Below are 13428 nucleotides of genomic sequence, written 5' to 3' on the forward strand. Positions count from 1 at the left end.
GCCGACCCGGCTTGATGCCCGTCGGCAGCAAAGGCTCAAGCCGGGCCCACTGGCCGTTCGTCAGATCCCCACGTCCCACAGGACGTGATCATCAACGAACAAGATCCACTTTCGCAACAGACCCTAGTAGGCATCGCCGCCCGGGCGCACTACGCTGCGCTCATGAGCATGCTGACTCCTCCCGGCATGGGCGGCCAGTACCGGATCACGGGGGACAAGTACCCGCGGATGCGACGCCCCCGGCGGCGTGGCAGGCTCGTGTTCCTCGTCGTCGCCTCCGTCGCCGCGCTCGGCATGGTCGGCTGGGGCACGCTCCAGCTCATCGACGTCTTCACGGGCGGCGACAAGGCCTCGGCGGCCGGGACCAGGTCGGGCTGCCCGGCCGGGGCGAGCCCGTCACCGAGCGCGGCACGGGCGGCGGCGCTGCCCGAGCCCCGCAGGATCACCGTCAACGTGCTCAACGCCACGACGCGCGCCGGTCTCGCCCAGAAGACCGCGGACGAGCTGAAGAAACGCGGCTTCCGGATCGGTGAGGTGGGCAACGCCACCGAGGAGTACGACAAGCGGGTCAAGGGCGCCGGTGTGCTGCTCGGCCCGGCCACCGCCCTCGACACCGCGCTGCCCGTCCTCGGCACCCAGCTGCCCGCCGCCGAACGCCGTACCGACGCCGCCCGCAAGGGTGCCGCCGTCGACCTCATCATCGGCGACGGCTTCAAGCGGCTGGCGACCACCGCCGAGGCGGACAAGGCCCTCACCGCGCTCACGGCACCGCGGCCGGAGCCCTCGGACAAGGGCTGCTGAGCGGTCCGGCCCCCGTGCCGGACGCGTTACTCGGCGGAGCCGTACATCCGGTCCCCGGCGTCGCCCAGGCCGGGGACGATGTAGCCGTGCTCGTTGAGCCGTTCGTCGACCGAGGCGGTGACCACGGTGACCGGCGTACCGGCGAGTTCGCGCTCCATGACCTCGACGCCCTCGGGGGCGGCCAGCAGGACCACGGCCGTCACGTCGTCCGCGCCGCGCTTGATCAGCTCCTGGATCGCCGCGACCAGGGTGCCGCCGGTGGCGAGCATCGGGTCCAGCACGTACACCTGACGGCCGGACAGGTCCTCCGGCATCCGGGTGGCGTAGGTCGAGGCCTGGAGCGTCTCCTCGTTGCGGATCATGCCCAGGAACCCCACCTCGGCGGTCGGCAGCAGCCGCACCATGCCGTCCAGCATGCCGAGCCCGGCCCGCAGGATCGGCACCACCAGCGGACGCGGGTGGGAGAGCTTCACGCCGGTGGTCCGCGCGACCGGCGTGGTGATGTCGACCTGCTCGGTGCGCACGTCGCGGGTGGCCTCGTAGGCCAGCAGGGTGACCAGCTCGTCGGCGAGACGGCGGAAGGTCGCGGAGTCGGTGCGCTGGTCGCGCAGCGTGGTGAGCTTGTGGGCGACCAAGGGGTGGTCGACGACATGGAGACGCATGCCCTAACAGTAACCGCGCCCCGACCCCCGTGCGCCGCGCCGACGGTGGCACTGAACCGCCCGTCCGGGGGAAGGTGGGGAGGAACGGACCGGGGTGGTGTGCCTATGTCTGACCTGCCTGACCTGCCTGACCCGCACGCGCGCGGGACGTCCGAGCCGCGGGGCACCGCGGGCCGTACGGGCTCAGGGAGCCGTACGGCGAAGGCGAGCCGTTCGGATGGCGGTGGCCTCGGCGGCGTAGGCGACCGCCGTCGGGGCGGCGGTGGCGGTCGCGGTGGCGATGGCACTGGCACTGGCACGCCCTCGCGCGACGCGCCCGACCGGTCGGACGGGGACCCCACAGCCACCGCGACCGGCACGCGCGCGGACCGGTCGCCGCGCGCCGGGTCGGAGCGTACGGCCACGTCACCGCCGGGGCCGGAGGGCGAGACGGACGTGGAGCGGCGACGGCGCAGGGCCTTGTTCCTGCGGGAGTTGGCGGAGGCCCGGGAGCTGCGGGCGCGGGTGCAGCCGCGCCGGGTGAAGGCGGCGCGGCTGCGGCACGCGATGCGTATGCGGACGTTCCGCTGGTAGGGGCCAAGACACCGAAGATCCGGTGGGTGTGCGTGACCGGTGGCCAAAGCCGCGTACGATCCGCAGGTGGCGGCAACGAGTGTGCTGGTGAGTGCTACGCGGAAGTGCGATCAAAACCACCGGACACAGGGAGCCGAAGACGTCCCCTGAACGCCTTGTTTCTGCCACGATTCCGAGTGGGTGGGGCTCGGGAGCCCAGCGATCGCCGCCCACGACCTCCGCCGGGGGGACCCCCAACCGGCACGCCTATGACCAGTGGGAGAGTCACGGTGTACTTCGCCGCACTGCTCGCGCGCACCGAAGACGGGTGGGAAGCGAGCGACACAGAGCTCGACGATGTGGAGACCCTGTCGGATCTGGCCGACCTGGCCCGGGAAGCCTCTCCCGACGAGGACACGGTGCTCGTCCTGATCGAGCAGGAGGACGCCTGGTTCGGCGTCGTCCGCGTCGACGGCGAGGACGACCCCCGGATCTACGTCTCGGACGCCGCCGCCGCTGCCCGCAGCAGCTACGGCGAGATCCTGCTGACCGACGAACTGCTCGGCAGGGAACCGGCAGACGACGACACCGACCTGGACGCCCTCGATCTCGACGGCACCGAGGACGGTGAGGACGAGGACGACGACTCCGAGGACGGCGGCTCCGCCGAGGCCGTACCGCACGGCCCGGTCGGGGACACCGGTGTCCTCGACGACCTCGGCGTCAGCGAGAAGGAGCTGCTGTCGCTGTCCGAGGACGCGCTCACCGAGATCGCCGAGGCCCTGGGCGCCTCGGAGGTACTGGAGACCGTCCGCTGACCGCGCCCGAGGCACCCCGCCGGGCGCGGGAACACGAACCCCCGCGCGATCCCGTGCGTGATCCCTGGCGGGCCGCGATGCGGCTCGCCCTGGACGAGGCCCGCGCGGCCGCCCGGGGCGGTGACGTCCCCGTGGGGGCCGTCGTCCTGTCCGGCGACGGTACGACCGTGCTCGCCGCCGGGCACAACGAACGCGAGGCCACCGGCGATCCGACCGCCCACGCGGAAGTGCTCGCCATCCGCCGTGCGGCGGCACGGCTCGGCGAGTGGCGGCTGACCGACTGCACGCTCGTGGTGACGCTGGAGCCCTGCACGATGTGCGCCGGCGCGATCGTGCAGTCCCGCGTCGACCGGGTGGTCTACGGCGCCCGCGACGACAAGGCGGGCGCGGCCGGTTCCCTGTGGGACGTGGTGCGCGACCGTCGGCTCAACCACCGTCCCGAGGTCGTCGAGGGCGTGCTCGCCGCCGAGTGCGCCGGACTGCTCACCGATTTCTTCCGCGCCCGCTGAACGCCTCGCACCCCCGGGCCGCACCCCCACACCACCGGAAACGGATTTCGGACCACGGCCCACCTTGGGGTAGGGTCTCCCTCGGTAGCGTGTCCGAGCGGCCGAAGGAGCTCGCCTCGAAAGCGAGTGTGGCGCAAGTCACCGAGGGTTCAAATCCCTCCGCTACCGCTGAAGAAGGGCCCCGTCGTAAGACGGGGCCCTTCGTGCGATCATGGGCGCGCTCCGCCGCGGCAGGGGACGGCGGGGCAGCAGTGAACAGCGGAGACAGGGGAGGCCGCGGTGGCGGTGAACGCGAAGAAGATCGCCGTCTATGTGCTCGTGGTCTTCGTGCTCTATCTGATCATCACTGATCCGGAGAAGGCGGCAGAGTACGTCCAGGTAGGGTTCGAGGGCATATCGGACGCCGCCAAGGCCCTGGGCGACTTCGCGACCTGGGTCGCCAACGGAGGAGACTCATGATCCGCCATCTGGTCCTCTTCAAGCTCGCCGAGGGTGTGGAGCGCGACGACCCGCGCGTGGCCGAGGGCGTGGCGGCCTTCCAGGGGCTCGACGGCAAGATCCCCGAGATCCGCTTCTGGGAGCTGGGCTGGAACCTCAGCGACCGGCCCATCGCCTACGACTTCGCGATCAACTCGGCCTTCGAGGACGCGGACGCGCTGCGCCGGTACGTGGAGCATCCCGAGCACCAGGCGGGCGTGGCGCTCTGGCGCGAGTTCGCCACCTGGGTGATCGCCGACTACGAGTTCTGAGCCGGGGTTCCCCGGTTCCGAGCCGGGGCTTCCCGGTTCCGAGCCGGGTCGCCGCCACCCGTTTCCGGGGCTCCCGTCGAGACGGCGGGAGCCCTTACCCGTTCCTGCCGCTTATCGCCAAATTCGTCGTCAACACGGCACTTTGCGGTGCTTGCACACAGTGCACATGTCTTGTGATGCTATGACCGCTTTTGACGGATGAGTTGACGGAAGAGTTTGACCGAAGAAGAGGTGGCGTTGACCGTGTCGGCCAGTACTGCGCCGCCCCAGGAAGAGGCTCCCGCCCCGGCCGCCACCCCACAGCGCAGCCGGGGCGCCGACACCCGGGCGCTCACGCAGGTGCTCTTCGCCCAGCTCAAGGAGTTGGAGCCGGGCACGCCCGAGCACGACCGGGTACGCGGGGCGCTCATCGAGGCCAACCTCCCGCTGGTCCGCTACGCCGCCGCCCGCTTCCGCTCCCGCAACGAGCCGATGGAGGACGTCGTCCAGGTCGGCACGATCGGCCTCATCAACGCCATCGACCGCTTCGACCCGGACCGGGGCGTGCAGTTCCCGACCTTCGCCATGCCGACCGTCGTCGGCGAGATCAAGCGGTACTTCCGCGACAACGTCCGCACCGTCCACGTACCGCGTCGCCTCCACGAGCTGTGGGTGCAGGTCAACAGCGCCACCGAGGACCTGACCACGGCCTTCGGGCGCTCCCCGACCACCTCCGAGATCGCCGAGCGGCTGCGGATCACCGAGGACGAGGTGCTGTCCTGCATCGAGGCCGGACGGTCGTACCACGCGACCTCCCTGGAGGCCGCCCAGGAGGGCGACGGGCTGCCGGGGCTGCTGGACCGGCTCGGCTACGAGGACCCCGCGCTGGACGGCGTGGAGCACCGGGATCTCGTACGGCATCTGCTGGTGCAACTCCCGGAGCGGGAGCAGCGGATTCTGCTGCTGCGGTACTACAGCAACCTCACCCAGTCGCAGATCAGTGCGGAACTCGGCGTCTCCCAGATGCACGTCTCGCGGCTACTCGCGCGTAGCTTCCAGCGGTTGCGGTCCGCCAACCGGATCGACGCCTAGGTCCATCGGAACTCCACCGGCGCACAACCGAAAGCGGAAGCGAGCCATCACCTTCACGAGCGAATCGCTCACCAGCGAGGATGCCGACACTTCTGCGCTGAAACGCAGTCAGACCCCGTGTTTCCAGGGTCTATCCGCGTCTTACATGTCGACATGTCACTACAGCGTGTTGCCGACATGTGACATTCTTCCGGAAGCGCGTTTGCCGGTGCCCCGGCTCCGGTATTCAGGTGAAGGCTGCGTTCCTCGACGGGAGCGTCCGCCGCGACCGTCCCGCGACCCAAAGGGGGTGGCATGTCCGCAGAACAGGGCAGCTCGAAGGTGCTCACGCTCAGCAAGAGCGAGACAGCGCCCGAGGCGCTCGACGCGCTCGACGCCATCGGCACCATCGACGACGTGCCGGCCCTCCCGGCCGCGCCGGAACCGGCCCTCCCGGCTCCGGAGACCTCGGAAGCCATCGACACCCGAACCCTGTCCCGCTCCCTGTTCCTGCGGCTCGCCGCGCTCGGCGAGGACAGCCCGGAGCGCGCCTACGTCCGGGACACCCTGATCGAGCTGAACCTCCCCCTGGTCCGGTACGCGGCGGCCCGCTTCCGCTCGCGCAACGAGCCGATGGAGGACATCGTCCAGGTCGGCACGATCGGGCTCATCAAGGCGATCGACCGCTTCGACTGCGAGCGCGGGGTCGAGTTCCCGACCTTCGCCATGCCGACCGTCGTCGGCGAGATCAAGCGGTTCTTCCGGGACACGTCCTGGTCGGTGCGGGTGCCCCGGCGCCTCCAGGAGCTGCGGCTGGCGCTCACCAAGGCGAGCGACGAGCTGTCGCAGAAGCTGGACCGCTCGCCGACGGTCACCGAACTGGCCGCCGTGCTCGGCGTCTCCGAGGAGGACGTCGTCGACGGCCTCGCGGTCGGCAACGCGTACACCGCCTCCTCCCTCGACTCCCCGGCCCCCGAGGACGACGGCGGCGAGGGCTCCCTGGCCGACCGGCTCGGCTACGAGGACACCGCGCTGGAGGGCGTGGAGTACCGCGAGTCGCTGAAGCCGCTGCTGGCCAAGCTGCCGCCCCGCGAACGGCGGATCATCATGCTCCGCTTCTTCGCCAACATGACCCAGTCGCAGATCGGCGAGGAGGTCGGCATCTCCCAGATGCATGTCTCCCGGCTGCTGACCCGGACGCTGGCGCAGCTGCGGGAGGGGCTCATCTCCGACTGACGGGCAGCGTCGGCCGCCGCGCTCTTCACAATTGACGGATCGTCAGCCACCATGTCGCGATGCTTCCAGCGACGGCGAAGGCGACGGTGAAGGCGAAGGCAACAACGGCAGCGGCAGCCGACCCGGCCGGGCCCGACCGGGTCCGTGGCCGCCGGAGCGTCCTCCTGGGCGCGTCGGCGGCCGTCGTCTGCGCGGGTGCCGTTCTCGCCAGCTGCGGGGGCGGCGCCGGGCCGGGAGACGGCCGGGTCGCCGTGGGCGCGGCGGGCGGTGGGGCCGGGCCCTCGTCCGGTACGGCGGTACGGCCGACGGACGGGGTGCGGCTGGTGCCCCTGGACGGACCGGGTGCGGCGAGCGGCTCGGCGGGGGCGAGGGAAACGGCGGGGGCCGACGGGGCGGTCGGCCGGGAGCGGGAGGTGACCGGTCCGACGGCATCGGAGGGCCGCGGCGGTCAGTCCGGGGCGGCGTCCGGTGGCTTCAGTGACTCCGAGGACTCCCGGGGCTCCCGTGGTTCCCGTGGGGACGGTGCCGCCGACGTCTCCCCCGGCGCCCCTGGCACGGGCGTCGCCGTCCCGGGCGACGGCGCCCCCGACGGTCGTACGCCTGCGACATCGGTGTCCCCGGCGCCCAGCGCGCCGCCCGCGTCCTCCGCCCCGCCCGGGCCCGCCGTGCTGAGCGTGGGAGAACCCGTGCGGGAGGCGGCGGACCGGCGGTGGTGCGAGCAGGTGACCGTCGCCTTCCACAACACCGGCGCGACCGCGGTGCGTTCGGGCACGGTGACCTTCGGCACCCACATCATCGGCGCGCTCGGCATCGACTGGGGCACCGTCGAGTCGACCGTGGACCTTCCGGCGCCGATCGGGCCCGGCGTACGGAAGGAGGGCAGCTGGACGGTGTGTGTGGACTGGTGGCGGGTGCCGCTGGGGATGCGGGTGGAGACGCGGGACGTCTCGGTGCGCTGGGAGTAGCGGACCAGGAGCGGACCCGCCCGGTCCGGTTACTTCAGCGCGAGCCAGGCGACCGCGGCGACGATCGCGACGGCGACGACGACACCGATGATCAGGCCGACGCGGGGGCCGGAGGAGGCCGCCTGCTGCTGTCGGCCCTGGGGGGCCTCGTCGACGAACGCGCGGAACATCTGGGTGCTGCCCGCGGGGTCCGGGTTGCCCTGGGGGTTCTGGGTGTTGGCCATGGCCCGAGACACTAGCGAAAAGGGCGGGGAGGCCCAAGTGCGGGGTTGCTGAAGGGGTCTGGGCCCGCGGGAGGACCGCGTCATCCGCTGTCACCGGCCGCCACCTGCACCTTTACATCTGCCAATACTTGCCTTTGCCAAGTTTTTATGCCCGCCTGACGATTTTCGTTTGCCTGTAGCAACCAATCGTTTCTATGGTTGCTCTAAGCAACAAACTCGGGAGTGGCCATGGCCGGACAGGCGCAGTACGAGGAGCTGACCCGTCAGCTCAGCGCTCTCGGGGCCGTCAAACGCGAGATCGGCCGGGTGCTGCCCACCAACTGCCCGGGAGGCTCCGCGGCGGTGCTGACGCTGCTCGACCGGCACGGGGACATGCGGATCGGCCAGCTCGCGGAGCTGCTCGCCGTCGACATGTCGGTCACCAGCCGCCATGTCGCCCACGTCGCCGGACGTGGCTGGATCGTCCGCTCCCCCGACCCCGCGGACAAGCGCTCGCGCATCCTGCGTCTGACCCCGGCCGGACACGCCGTGCTCGACGAGCTGTCCCGGCGCAGCAGCGCCCTGCTCGCCGACCGGCTCAGCGACTGGACCGACGACGAGGTCGGCCAGCTCGTGCGGCTCATGACCCGGCTGCGGGAGAGCTTCGACGACTGCCGCGCGACGCCGCACGGGGCCCCGCCGCCGCGGCCCCTGCCCGCTGCCCAGGCCGCACCGACCACCCGTACACCCGAAGACGCTGAGTAGGAAAAGGAAACCCATGGCAACGACCACACCATCCGGTGTGCGGGCCCACGCCAAGCCCTCAGGGGGCCACCCGTCCGGTGACGCCCCCATGACGCACCGGCAGATCATGGAGGCGCTCACCGGTCTGCTGCTGGGCATGTTCGTCGCGATCCTGTCGTCGACGATCGTCTCCAACGCCCTGCCGCAGATCATCAAGGACCTCGGCGGCGGCCAGAGCGCCTACACCTGGGTCGTGACCGCCTCGCTGCTGACGATGACCGCGTCCACCCCGCTGTGGGGCAAGCTCGCGGACCTGGTCTCCAAGAAGCTGCTCGTCCAGCTGGCACTGGTGATCTTCGTGCTCGGCTCCGCGGCGGCCGGGCTCTCGCAGAACCCCGGCACGCTGATCACCTTCCGCGCCGTGCAGGGCATCGGCATGGGCGGTCTGTCCTCGCTGGCGCAGATCATCCTGGCCGCGATGATCTCCCCGCGCGAGCGCGGCCGGTACAACGGCTACCTCGGCGCCACCTTTGCGACCGCGATGGTCGGCGGCCCGCTGATCGGCGGCGTGATCACCGACACCGACTGGCTCGGCTGGCGCTGGTGCTTCTACGTCGCCGTGCCCATCGCCGTCATAGCCCTGGTCGTGCTCCAGCGCACCCTGCACCTCCCGGTCGTCAAGCGTCAGGTCAAGGTCGACTGGGCGGGCGCCTTCCTCATCACCGCCGCGGTCTGTCTGCTGCTGATCTGGGTGACGTTCGCCGGTGACAAGTACGACTGGGCGTCCGTGCAGACGTACTCCATGGTGGGCGGCACGCTGGTGCTGCTGGCGCTCTTCCTGCTCGTCGAGTCGAAGGCGTCGGAGCCGATCATCCCGCTGCGGCTGTTCCGCAACCGCACCATCACGCTGGCGTCGCTGGCCTCACTGTTCGTCGGCATCGCGATGTTCGCGGGCACCATCTTCTTCAGCCAGTACTTCCAGCTGGCCCGCGACAAGTCCCCGAGCATGTCGGGCGTGATGACGATCCCGATGATCGCGGGACTCTTCGTCTCCTCCACCGTCTCCGGGCAGGTCATCACCCGCACCGGGCGCTGGAAGGCGTGGCTGCTGGCCGGTGGCGTGCTGGTGACCGGCGGGCTCGGTCTGCTCGGCACCATCCGCTACGACACCGCGTACTGGCACGTCGGCGTCTACATGGCGCTGCTGGGCCTCGGCGTCGGCATGATGATGCAGAACCTGGTGCTGTGCACGCAGAACCAGGTGGCCCCGAGCGATCTGGGCGCCGCCAGTTCCGTGGTCAACTTCTTCCGCTCCCTCGGCGGCGCGGTGGGCGTCTCCGCGCTGGGCGCCGTGCTCAGCCACCGCATCACCGACCACCTGAGGGACGGCCTCGCCACCCTCGACCCCCGGTACGCCGCCGAGCTGGCCGCCTCCGGCAACGGCACCGGCAGCATCCCCGACATGGACGCCCTGCCGGGACCGCTGCGGTCCGTGGTGGAGGGCGCCTACGGCCACGGCATCGCGGACGTGTTCCTGTACGCGGCGCCCATCGCGCTGCTCGCGCTGGTCTTCTCGGTGTTCATCAAGGAGGTGCCGCTGCGGACGAGTTCGGCGCTGGCGCAGGCGGCGGAGAAGTCGGCGACGGTGGAGGGCCCGGTGGCCGCGACGGCCTCGACCGCCTCTTCCACGGCCCCGGTACCTCCGGCGGCGCCGGTCGCTCCGGTCGTCACCGAGGCCGCCGCCCCCGTCGCCGCGGCCACCGGCATCCCCGTCCGTGGCCGGGTCCGCGGCGCCGAGGACGCGCCCGTGCCGGGGGCCGCCGTCACGCTGATCTCACTCTCCGGCCGCCAGCTGGGCCGTTCGGTCGCGCAGGCCGACGGCTCCTACACGGTGGACGCGCCGGGCACGGGTTCGTACGTCCTGATCGCCTCCGCGGACGGGTTCCAGCCGCAGGCGTCCACCGTCGTCGTCAACGACGAGCCGCTGTCGTACGACGTCCTGCTCAGCGGCACCAGTGGGCTGAGCGGGCTGGTGCGGGCCAAGGGGGGCGGGGAGCCCGTGCCGGACGCGATGGTCGTCGTCACCGATGTGCGCGGAGACCTGCTGGCCGGGGGGACCACCGGTGAGCGGGGCGAGTTCTCCTTCACCGAGCTGGTGCCGGGTGCCGTGACCGTCGCGGTGAACGCCGCCGGGTTCCGGCCGAGCGCACTGCCGGTCGAGGTGGGCGGCACCGGTGTCACCCGGATCGAGGTCGGGCTGGAGGCCGGGGCGCGGGTGCGGGGTGTCGTACGCGCTGCGCACGGGCCGCTCGCCGACGCCCGCGTGACGCTGGTCGACGCGGCGGGCAACGTGGTCGGCTCGGCCACCACCGGGGCGGACGGGGCGTACGCCTTCACCGACCTCGACGGCGGCGAGTACACGGTCATCGCGACCGGATACCCGCCGGTGGCGACCGCGGTGACGGTCGCCGGGGCGGGCGTGGACGGCCAGGACGTCGAGCTGGCCCACCCGGCCGAGTGACCGGGTAGGCCGACGGCCGAGGCCCCGGCCCGGGGGGCGCGCTCTGTAGCGGTGGCGCGCTTCCCGGGCCGGTTCTCTGTGAGTGATCAGGAGTTGGGTGAGATGGGACTGACCGCGAGGATTCGTACCCGGGACGGATGGGCCGTGTCGCACGCGGTCGTCACGGTGACCGACATGCGCGGGGCGCAGGTGCTGCGCGCCGAGGCCGACGCCGAGGGCGCCGTACGGGACGGGACACCGCTGGAGCCGGGGGCGTACACGGTGATCGTCACCGCCGTCGGGTACGCGCCCGCCGCCGTGGGCGCGCTGGTCACCGCGAGCGGGCGGGCCGAGGCGGGGACGGTGACGCTGGCCCGGCAGGGTGGCGCCGAGCTGCCGCCGCCGGGGACGTGGACGGTCGATCCGGCGCACTCCGGCGTCGCCGCGGTGGCGCGGCACCTGGGGATCTCCAGCGTGCGGGGCCGGTTCACGGACTTCGCGGCGACGATCGGGATCGCGCCCGACGACGTCACCAAGTCCCGGGTGGAGGCGGTGATCCGGGCCGACTCCATCGACACCGGGAACGCCGTGCGCGACACCCACCTGCGCTCCGAGGACTTCCTCGACGTCGAGCGCCACCCGGAGATCGCCTACCGCTCCACCGGGCTGACCCCGGCCGGCCCCGACCGCTGGACCGTCCACGGCGAACTGCGCCTGCGCGGCGTCGTACGCCCCGTCGACCTCGACCTCGCCCACCAGGGCACCGGCGCCGACCCGTGGGGCGGCACCCGCGCCGCCTTCCACGCGACCACGGAACTGCGCCGCGGGGACTTCGCGATGAACTACAACCAGGTGGTGGCGGGCATCGCCGCGATCGGTACGACGCTGAAGGTGGAGCTGGACATCCAGGCGGTGTGGGGCGGGTCACCGTCGGCCGGGGTCGGGTGAGGGCCGCCCGTCCGGTCGGCGGCGAGGCATCCCGGGGCGGGCGCCGTCCGCGCCGCCGACCTTCGCCACCAGCGCCCCGCACAGGTCCCGCAGCTTGACGTTGCGGTCCTGCGACAGGCGCCGCAGCCGGGCCAGGGCGATCTGGGCGCTGACCCGTTCCTGCGCCATGAGGATGCCGATGGCCTGGTCGATGACGCTGCGGGAGAGCAGCGCGGAGCGGACGTCGGCCGCCGAGGTGCGCTCGCGTTCGATGCGCAGCGCCACGGCGATCGTGTCCGCGGCGCGGGCGGCGAAGGCCCGTGCCGTCGCCCGGTCGCTGCCGAGCGAGCCGGGTTCGGTGCCGTAGAAGTTGATCGCCGCGCCCGTCTCCGGTTCGACGGCGAGCGGCAGGGCCAGGACGCAGCGCACGCCCGCCGACAGCGCGTACTCCCGGTAGCCGGGCCAGCGGCTCTCCTCGGCCAGATCGGGGGCGTACTGCTCGACCTGCGTCTCGGCGGCCTGCACGCAGGGCCCCGAGCCGTTCTCGTACTGGCGCTGGTCGAGCCCGCCGGGCAGGCCGGCGCTGCCCGCGAGGGTGAGCAGCCGCCCGGAGCGGCGCACGGTGATGCTGCACGCGGCGGCACCGCTCACCTCGTCGACCGCGCGGTCGGTCAGGTCGTGCAGCAGAGTGTCGAGACCGCTGCTGCGCACCATCGCCATTTCCAGGGTGTCGGACGTCTCGGGACTCATGGCCGTACGGATACCCCCGATGAGCGGGTTGAGGCAGCGGACGGGTTCGTCACGTGGTGCCCCGGGGCTCGCCGACCAGGCGCTGGGCCAGGTCACGGAGCTTGACGTTCTCCCGCTGGGAGACGCTCACCAGGGTGGCGAAGGCGTCCGCCGCGTCTATGCCGAGGCGCTCCATCAGGATGCCGATGGCCTGGCCGATCACATCGCGGGAGCGCAGCGCCTCGGCGAGCTGCTCCCGTTCCGTCGCCGACGCGAGCGCGAGGCTCACGTGCTCGGTGAACAGGCGGCCGACGCGGGCGGCCGTGTCGTCGAAGGCGCGCGGCACCCGGGCGTACGCCGTGAGCACGGTGAGGCGGCCGCGGTCCGCCCGCAGCCGCAGCGCGAGCGCCGAGCGCAGCCCCGGGCCGGGCATCGCGCCCGTGGCCCCGGGCCCGGCGCCGGTCTCGTCGTCCTGGAGGCGGACCACGGGGCTGTGCCACAGGGCCGTCCAGTAGGGGGAGGGGGTTCTCTGCGCGGCCCGGACCAGGTCGTCGGACCAGGCGACGGTGCGGTGCCCGTCGCCCCGCTCGACCACCGAGACGGCGGCGTGCTCGGCGCCGGGCAGCAGACGGACGGCGAGCCGGACCGCGGTGTGCAGGGTGCCCTGCGAGGTGCTGGCGTCGTGCAGCTGGCGGGCGGCCACCGCCAGCGCCTCGGCCAGCTCGAAACCGCCCGGGGACGCACCGGGCCCGACGGGCTCGGCGGCGCCGTCGGCTCCCGCACCGCCGGCTCCCGCGTCGCCGGGCTCGGGAACGGGCGGCGCGGCGGCGTCGGCCGCGCTGTCGGACCCCGGGGAGTCGGCCGGCTGGGCCGGGATATCGGGCACACCAAAGAACTCAGACGCAGTCACCACGAACCTCTTCGGCATGCACGGCCGAAGAGGCCGTGCGCAGAAAAGCTCCGCAGCACATTCCCGACTGCGA

At 72.3% G+C, this 13428-nt stretch carries 16 protein-coding genes and 1 tRNA gene; 13 read left to right on the top strand and 4 right to left on the bottom strand.

The features are described from left to right. Nucleotides 1–186 precede the first annotated feature (186 nt). A complete protein-coding gene (locus tag KBY47_RS21720) occupies nt 187–801 on the top strand; it encodes a LytR C-terminal domain-containing protein (protein WP_210923354.1) in 615 nt (204 codons plus the stop codon). A 26-nt stretch (nt 802–827) separates the two neighbouring features. Here the strand turns inward: KBY47_RS21720 and upp are convergent, their stop codons facing one another. After that, complete coding sequence (upp, locus tag KBY47_RS21725) at nt 828–1463, bottom strand: uracil phosphoribosyltransferase (protein WP_210923188.1); 636 nt, start codon at nt 1461–1463, stop codon at nt 828–830. Between the two features lie 435 nt (nt 1464–1898). Between upp and KBY47_RS21730 the strand changes: the two genes are divergently transcribed. From KBY47_RS21730 to KBY47_RS21770, 9 genes are all read left to right on the top strand, one after another. Then, nucleotides 1899–2036, top strand: a complete 138-nt coding sequence (locus KBY47_RS21730) for a hypothetical protein (protein WP_210923190.1) — start codon at nt 1899–1901, stop codon at nt 2034–2036. Between the two features lie 269 nt (nt 2037–2305). Beyond that, nucleotides 2306–2833 (top strand): hypothetical protein, encoded by a 528-nt coding sequence (locus KBY47_RS21735; RefSeq protein WP_210923356.1) that lies wholly within the window; start codon nt 2306–2308, stop codon nt 2831–2833. A 77-nt stretch (nt 2834–2910) separates the two neighbouring features. After that, a complete protein-coding gene (tadA, locus tag KBY47_RS21740; RefSeq protein WP_247695041.1) occupies nt 2911–3342 on the top strand; it encodes a tRNA adenosine(34) deaminase TadA in 432 nt (143 codons plus the stop codon). A gap of 83 nt (nt 3343–3425) precedes the next feature. After that, nucleotides 3426–3510: transfer RNA gene (locus tag KBY47_RS21745), tRNA-Ser, on the top strand. Nucleotides 3511–3621: 111 nt separating this feature from the next. Next, nucleotides 3622–3801: a hypothetical protein gene (locus tag KBY47_RS21750; RefSeq protein ID WP_210923194.1), complete on the top strand. Its 180-nt coding sequence runs from the start codon at nt 3622–3624 to the stop codon at nt 3799–3801. Further along, on the top strand, nt 3798–4091 hold the full coding sequence (locus tag KBY47_RS21755; RefSeq protein WP_210923196.1) for a Dabb family protein: 294 nt from the start codon (nt 3798–3800) through the stop codon (nt 4089–4091). The genes KBY47_RS21750 and KBY47_RS21755 overlap by 4 nt, the downstream gene beginning before the upstream one ends. 231 nt (nt 4092–4322) lie before the next feature. Beyond that, the gene (locus tag KBY47_RS21760; protein WP_308405229.1) at nt 4323–5162 is read left to right on the top strand and encodes an RNA polymerase sigma factor SigF; all 840 of its coding nucleotides are present in this window, start codon (nt 4323–4325) and stop codon (nt 5160–5162) included. 294 nt (nt 5163–5456) lie between these two features. After that, nucleotides 5457–6377 carry an RNA polymerase sigma factor SigF gene (locus tag KBY47_RS21765; protein ID WP_210923199.1) on the top strand — a complete coding sequence of 307 codons (921 nt, stop codon included), beginning with the start codon at nt 5457–5459 and terminating at the stop codon, nt 6375–6377. A 59-nt stretch (nt 6378–6436) separates the two neighbouring features. Next, nucleotides 6437–7342: a hypothetical protein gene (locus KBY47_RS21770; protein ID WP_247695037.1), complete on the top strand. Its 906-nt coding sequence runs from the start codon at nt 6437–6439 to the stop codon at nt 7340–7342. 29 nt (nt 7343–7371) lie between these two features. On the opposite strand, the gene KBY47_RS21775 is transcribed toward KBY47_RS21770, so the two are convergent. After that, nucleotides 7372–7566 (bottom strand): hypothetical protein, encoded by a 195-nt coding sequence (locus KBY47_RS21775; protein WP_210923201.1) that lies wholly within the window; start codon nt 7564–7566, stop codon nt 7372–7374. A gap of 228 nt (nt 7567–7794) precedes the next feature. Here KBY47_RS21775 and KBY47_RS21780 point away from each other — a divergent pair, with 228 nt between their 5' ends. The 3 genes from KBY47_RS21780 to KBY47_RS21790 all read left to right on the top strand — a co-directional run bounded on the left by KBY47_RS21780 (nt 7795) and on the right by KBY47_RS21790 (nt 11737). Beyond that, nucleotides 7795–8310, top strand: a complete 516-nt coding sequence (locus KBY47_RS21780) for a MarR family winged helix-turn-helix transcriptional regulator (protein WP_210923204.1) — start codon at nt 7795–7797, stop codon at nt 8308–8310. Between the two features lie 13 nt (nt 8311–8323). Beyond that, entirely contained in the window at nt 8324–10810 is a 2487-nt protein-coding gene (locus tag KBY47_RS21785) for an MFS transporter (protein ID WP_210923206.1), read from the top strand. 102 nt (nt 10811–10912) lie between these two features. Then, nucleotides 10913–11737: a YceI family protein gene (locus tag KBY47_RS21790; protein WP_210923208.1), complete on the top strand. Its 825-nt coding sequence runs from the start codon at nt 10913–10915 to the stop codon at nt 11735–11737. On the opposite strand, the gene KBY47_RS21795 is transcribed toward KBY47_RS21790, so the two are convergent. Both KBY47_RS21795 and KBY47_RS21800 read right to left on the bottom strand, forming a co-directional pair. Then, on the bottom strand, nt 11714–12466 hold the full coding sequence (locus KBY47_RS21795; protein ID WP_210923211.1) for a GAF and ANTAR domain-containing protein: 753 nt from the start codon (nt 12464–12466) through the stop codon (nt 11714–11716). The two genes, KBY47_RS21790 and KBY47_RS21795, sit on opposite strands and share 24 nt — an antisense overlap. A 49-nt stretch (nt 12467–12515) precedes the next feature. Continuing rightward, nucleotides 12516–13166: a GAF and ANTAR domain-containing protein gene (locus KBY47_RS21800; RefSeq protein WP_247695042.1), complete on the bottom strand. Its 651-nt coding sequence runs from the start codon at nt 13164–13166 to the stop codon at nt 12516–12518. Between the last annotated feature and the right edge of the window lie 262 nt (nt 13167–13428).

Origin of the sequence: Streptomyces sp. B93 (assembly GCF_018070565.1) — a bacterium.
Lineage (GTDB): Bacteria > Actinomycetota > Actinomycetes > Streptomycetales > Streptomycetaceae > Streptomyces.

What these genes read in the sequence shown, in the direction of transcription:
- KBY47_RS21720 (WP_210923354.1), top strand. Translation starts at nt 187, where the DNA reads ATGGGCGGCCAGTACCGGATCACGGGGGACAAGTACCCGCGGATGCGA.
- upp (WP_210923188.1), bottom strand. Translation starts at nt 1,463, where the DNA reads ATGCGTCTCCATGTCGTCGACCACCCCTTGGTCGCCCACAAGCTCACC.
- tadA (WP_247695041.1), top strand. Translation starts at nt 2,911, where the DNA reads ATGCGGCTCGCCCTGGACGAGGCCCGCGCGGCCGCCCGGGGCGGTGAC.
- KBY47_RS21755 (WP_210923196.1), top strand. Translation starts at nt 3,798, where the DNA reads ATGATCCGCCATCTGGTCCTCTTCAAGCTCGCCGAGGGTGTGGAGCGC.
- KBY47_RS21765 (WP_210923199.1), top strand. Translation starts at nt 5,457, where the DNA reads ATGTCCGCAGAACAGGGCAGCTCGAAGGTGCTCACGCTCAGCAAGAGC.
- KBY47_RS21770 (WP_247695037.1), top strand. Translation starts at nt 6,437, where the DNA reads ATGCTTCCAGCGACGGCGAAGGCGACGGTGAAGGCGAAGGCAACAACG.
- KBY47_RS21775 (WP_210923201.1), bottom strand. Translation starts at nt 7,566, where the DNA reads ATGGCCAACACCCAGAACCCCCAGGGCAACCCGGACCCCGCGGGCAGC.
- KBY47_RS21780 (WP_210923204.1), top strand. Translation starts at nt 7,795, where the DNA reads ATGGCCGGACAGGCGCAGTACGAGGAGCTGACCCGTCAGCTCAGCGCT.
- KBY47_RS21785 (WP_210923206.1), top strand. Translation starts at nt 8,324, where the DNA reads ATGGCAACGACCACACCATCCGGTGTGCGGGCCCACGCCAAGCCCTCA.
- KBY47_RS21790 (WP_210923208.1), top strand. Translation starts at nt 10,913, where the DNA reads ATGGGACTGACCGCGAGGATTCGTACCCGGGACGGATGGGCCGTGTCG.
- KBY47_RS21795 (WP_210923211.1), bottom strand. Translation starts at nt 12,466, where the DNA reads ATGAGTCCCGAGACGTCCGACACCCTGGAAATGGCGATGGTGCGCAGC.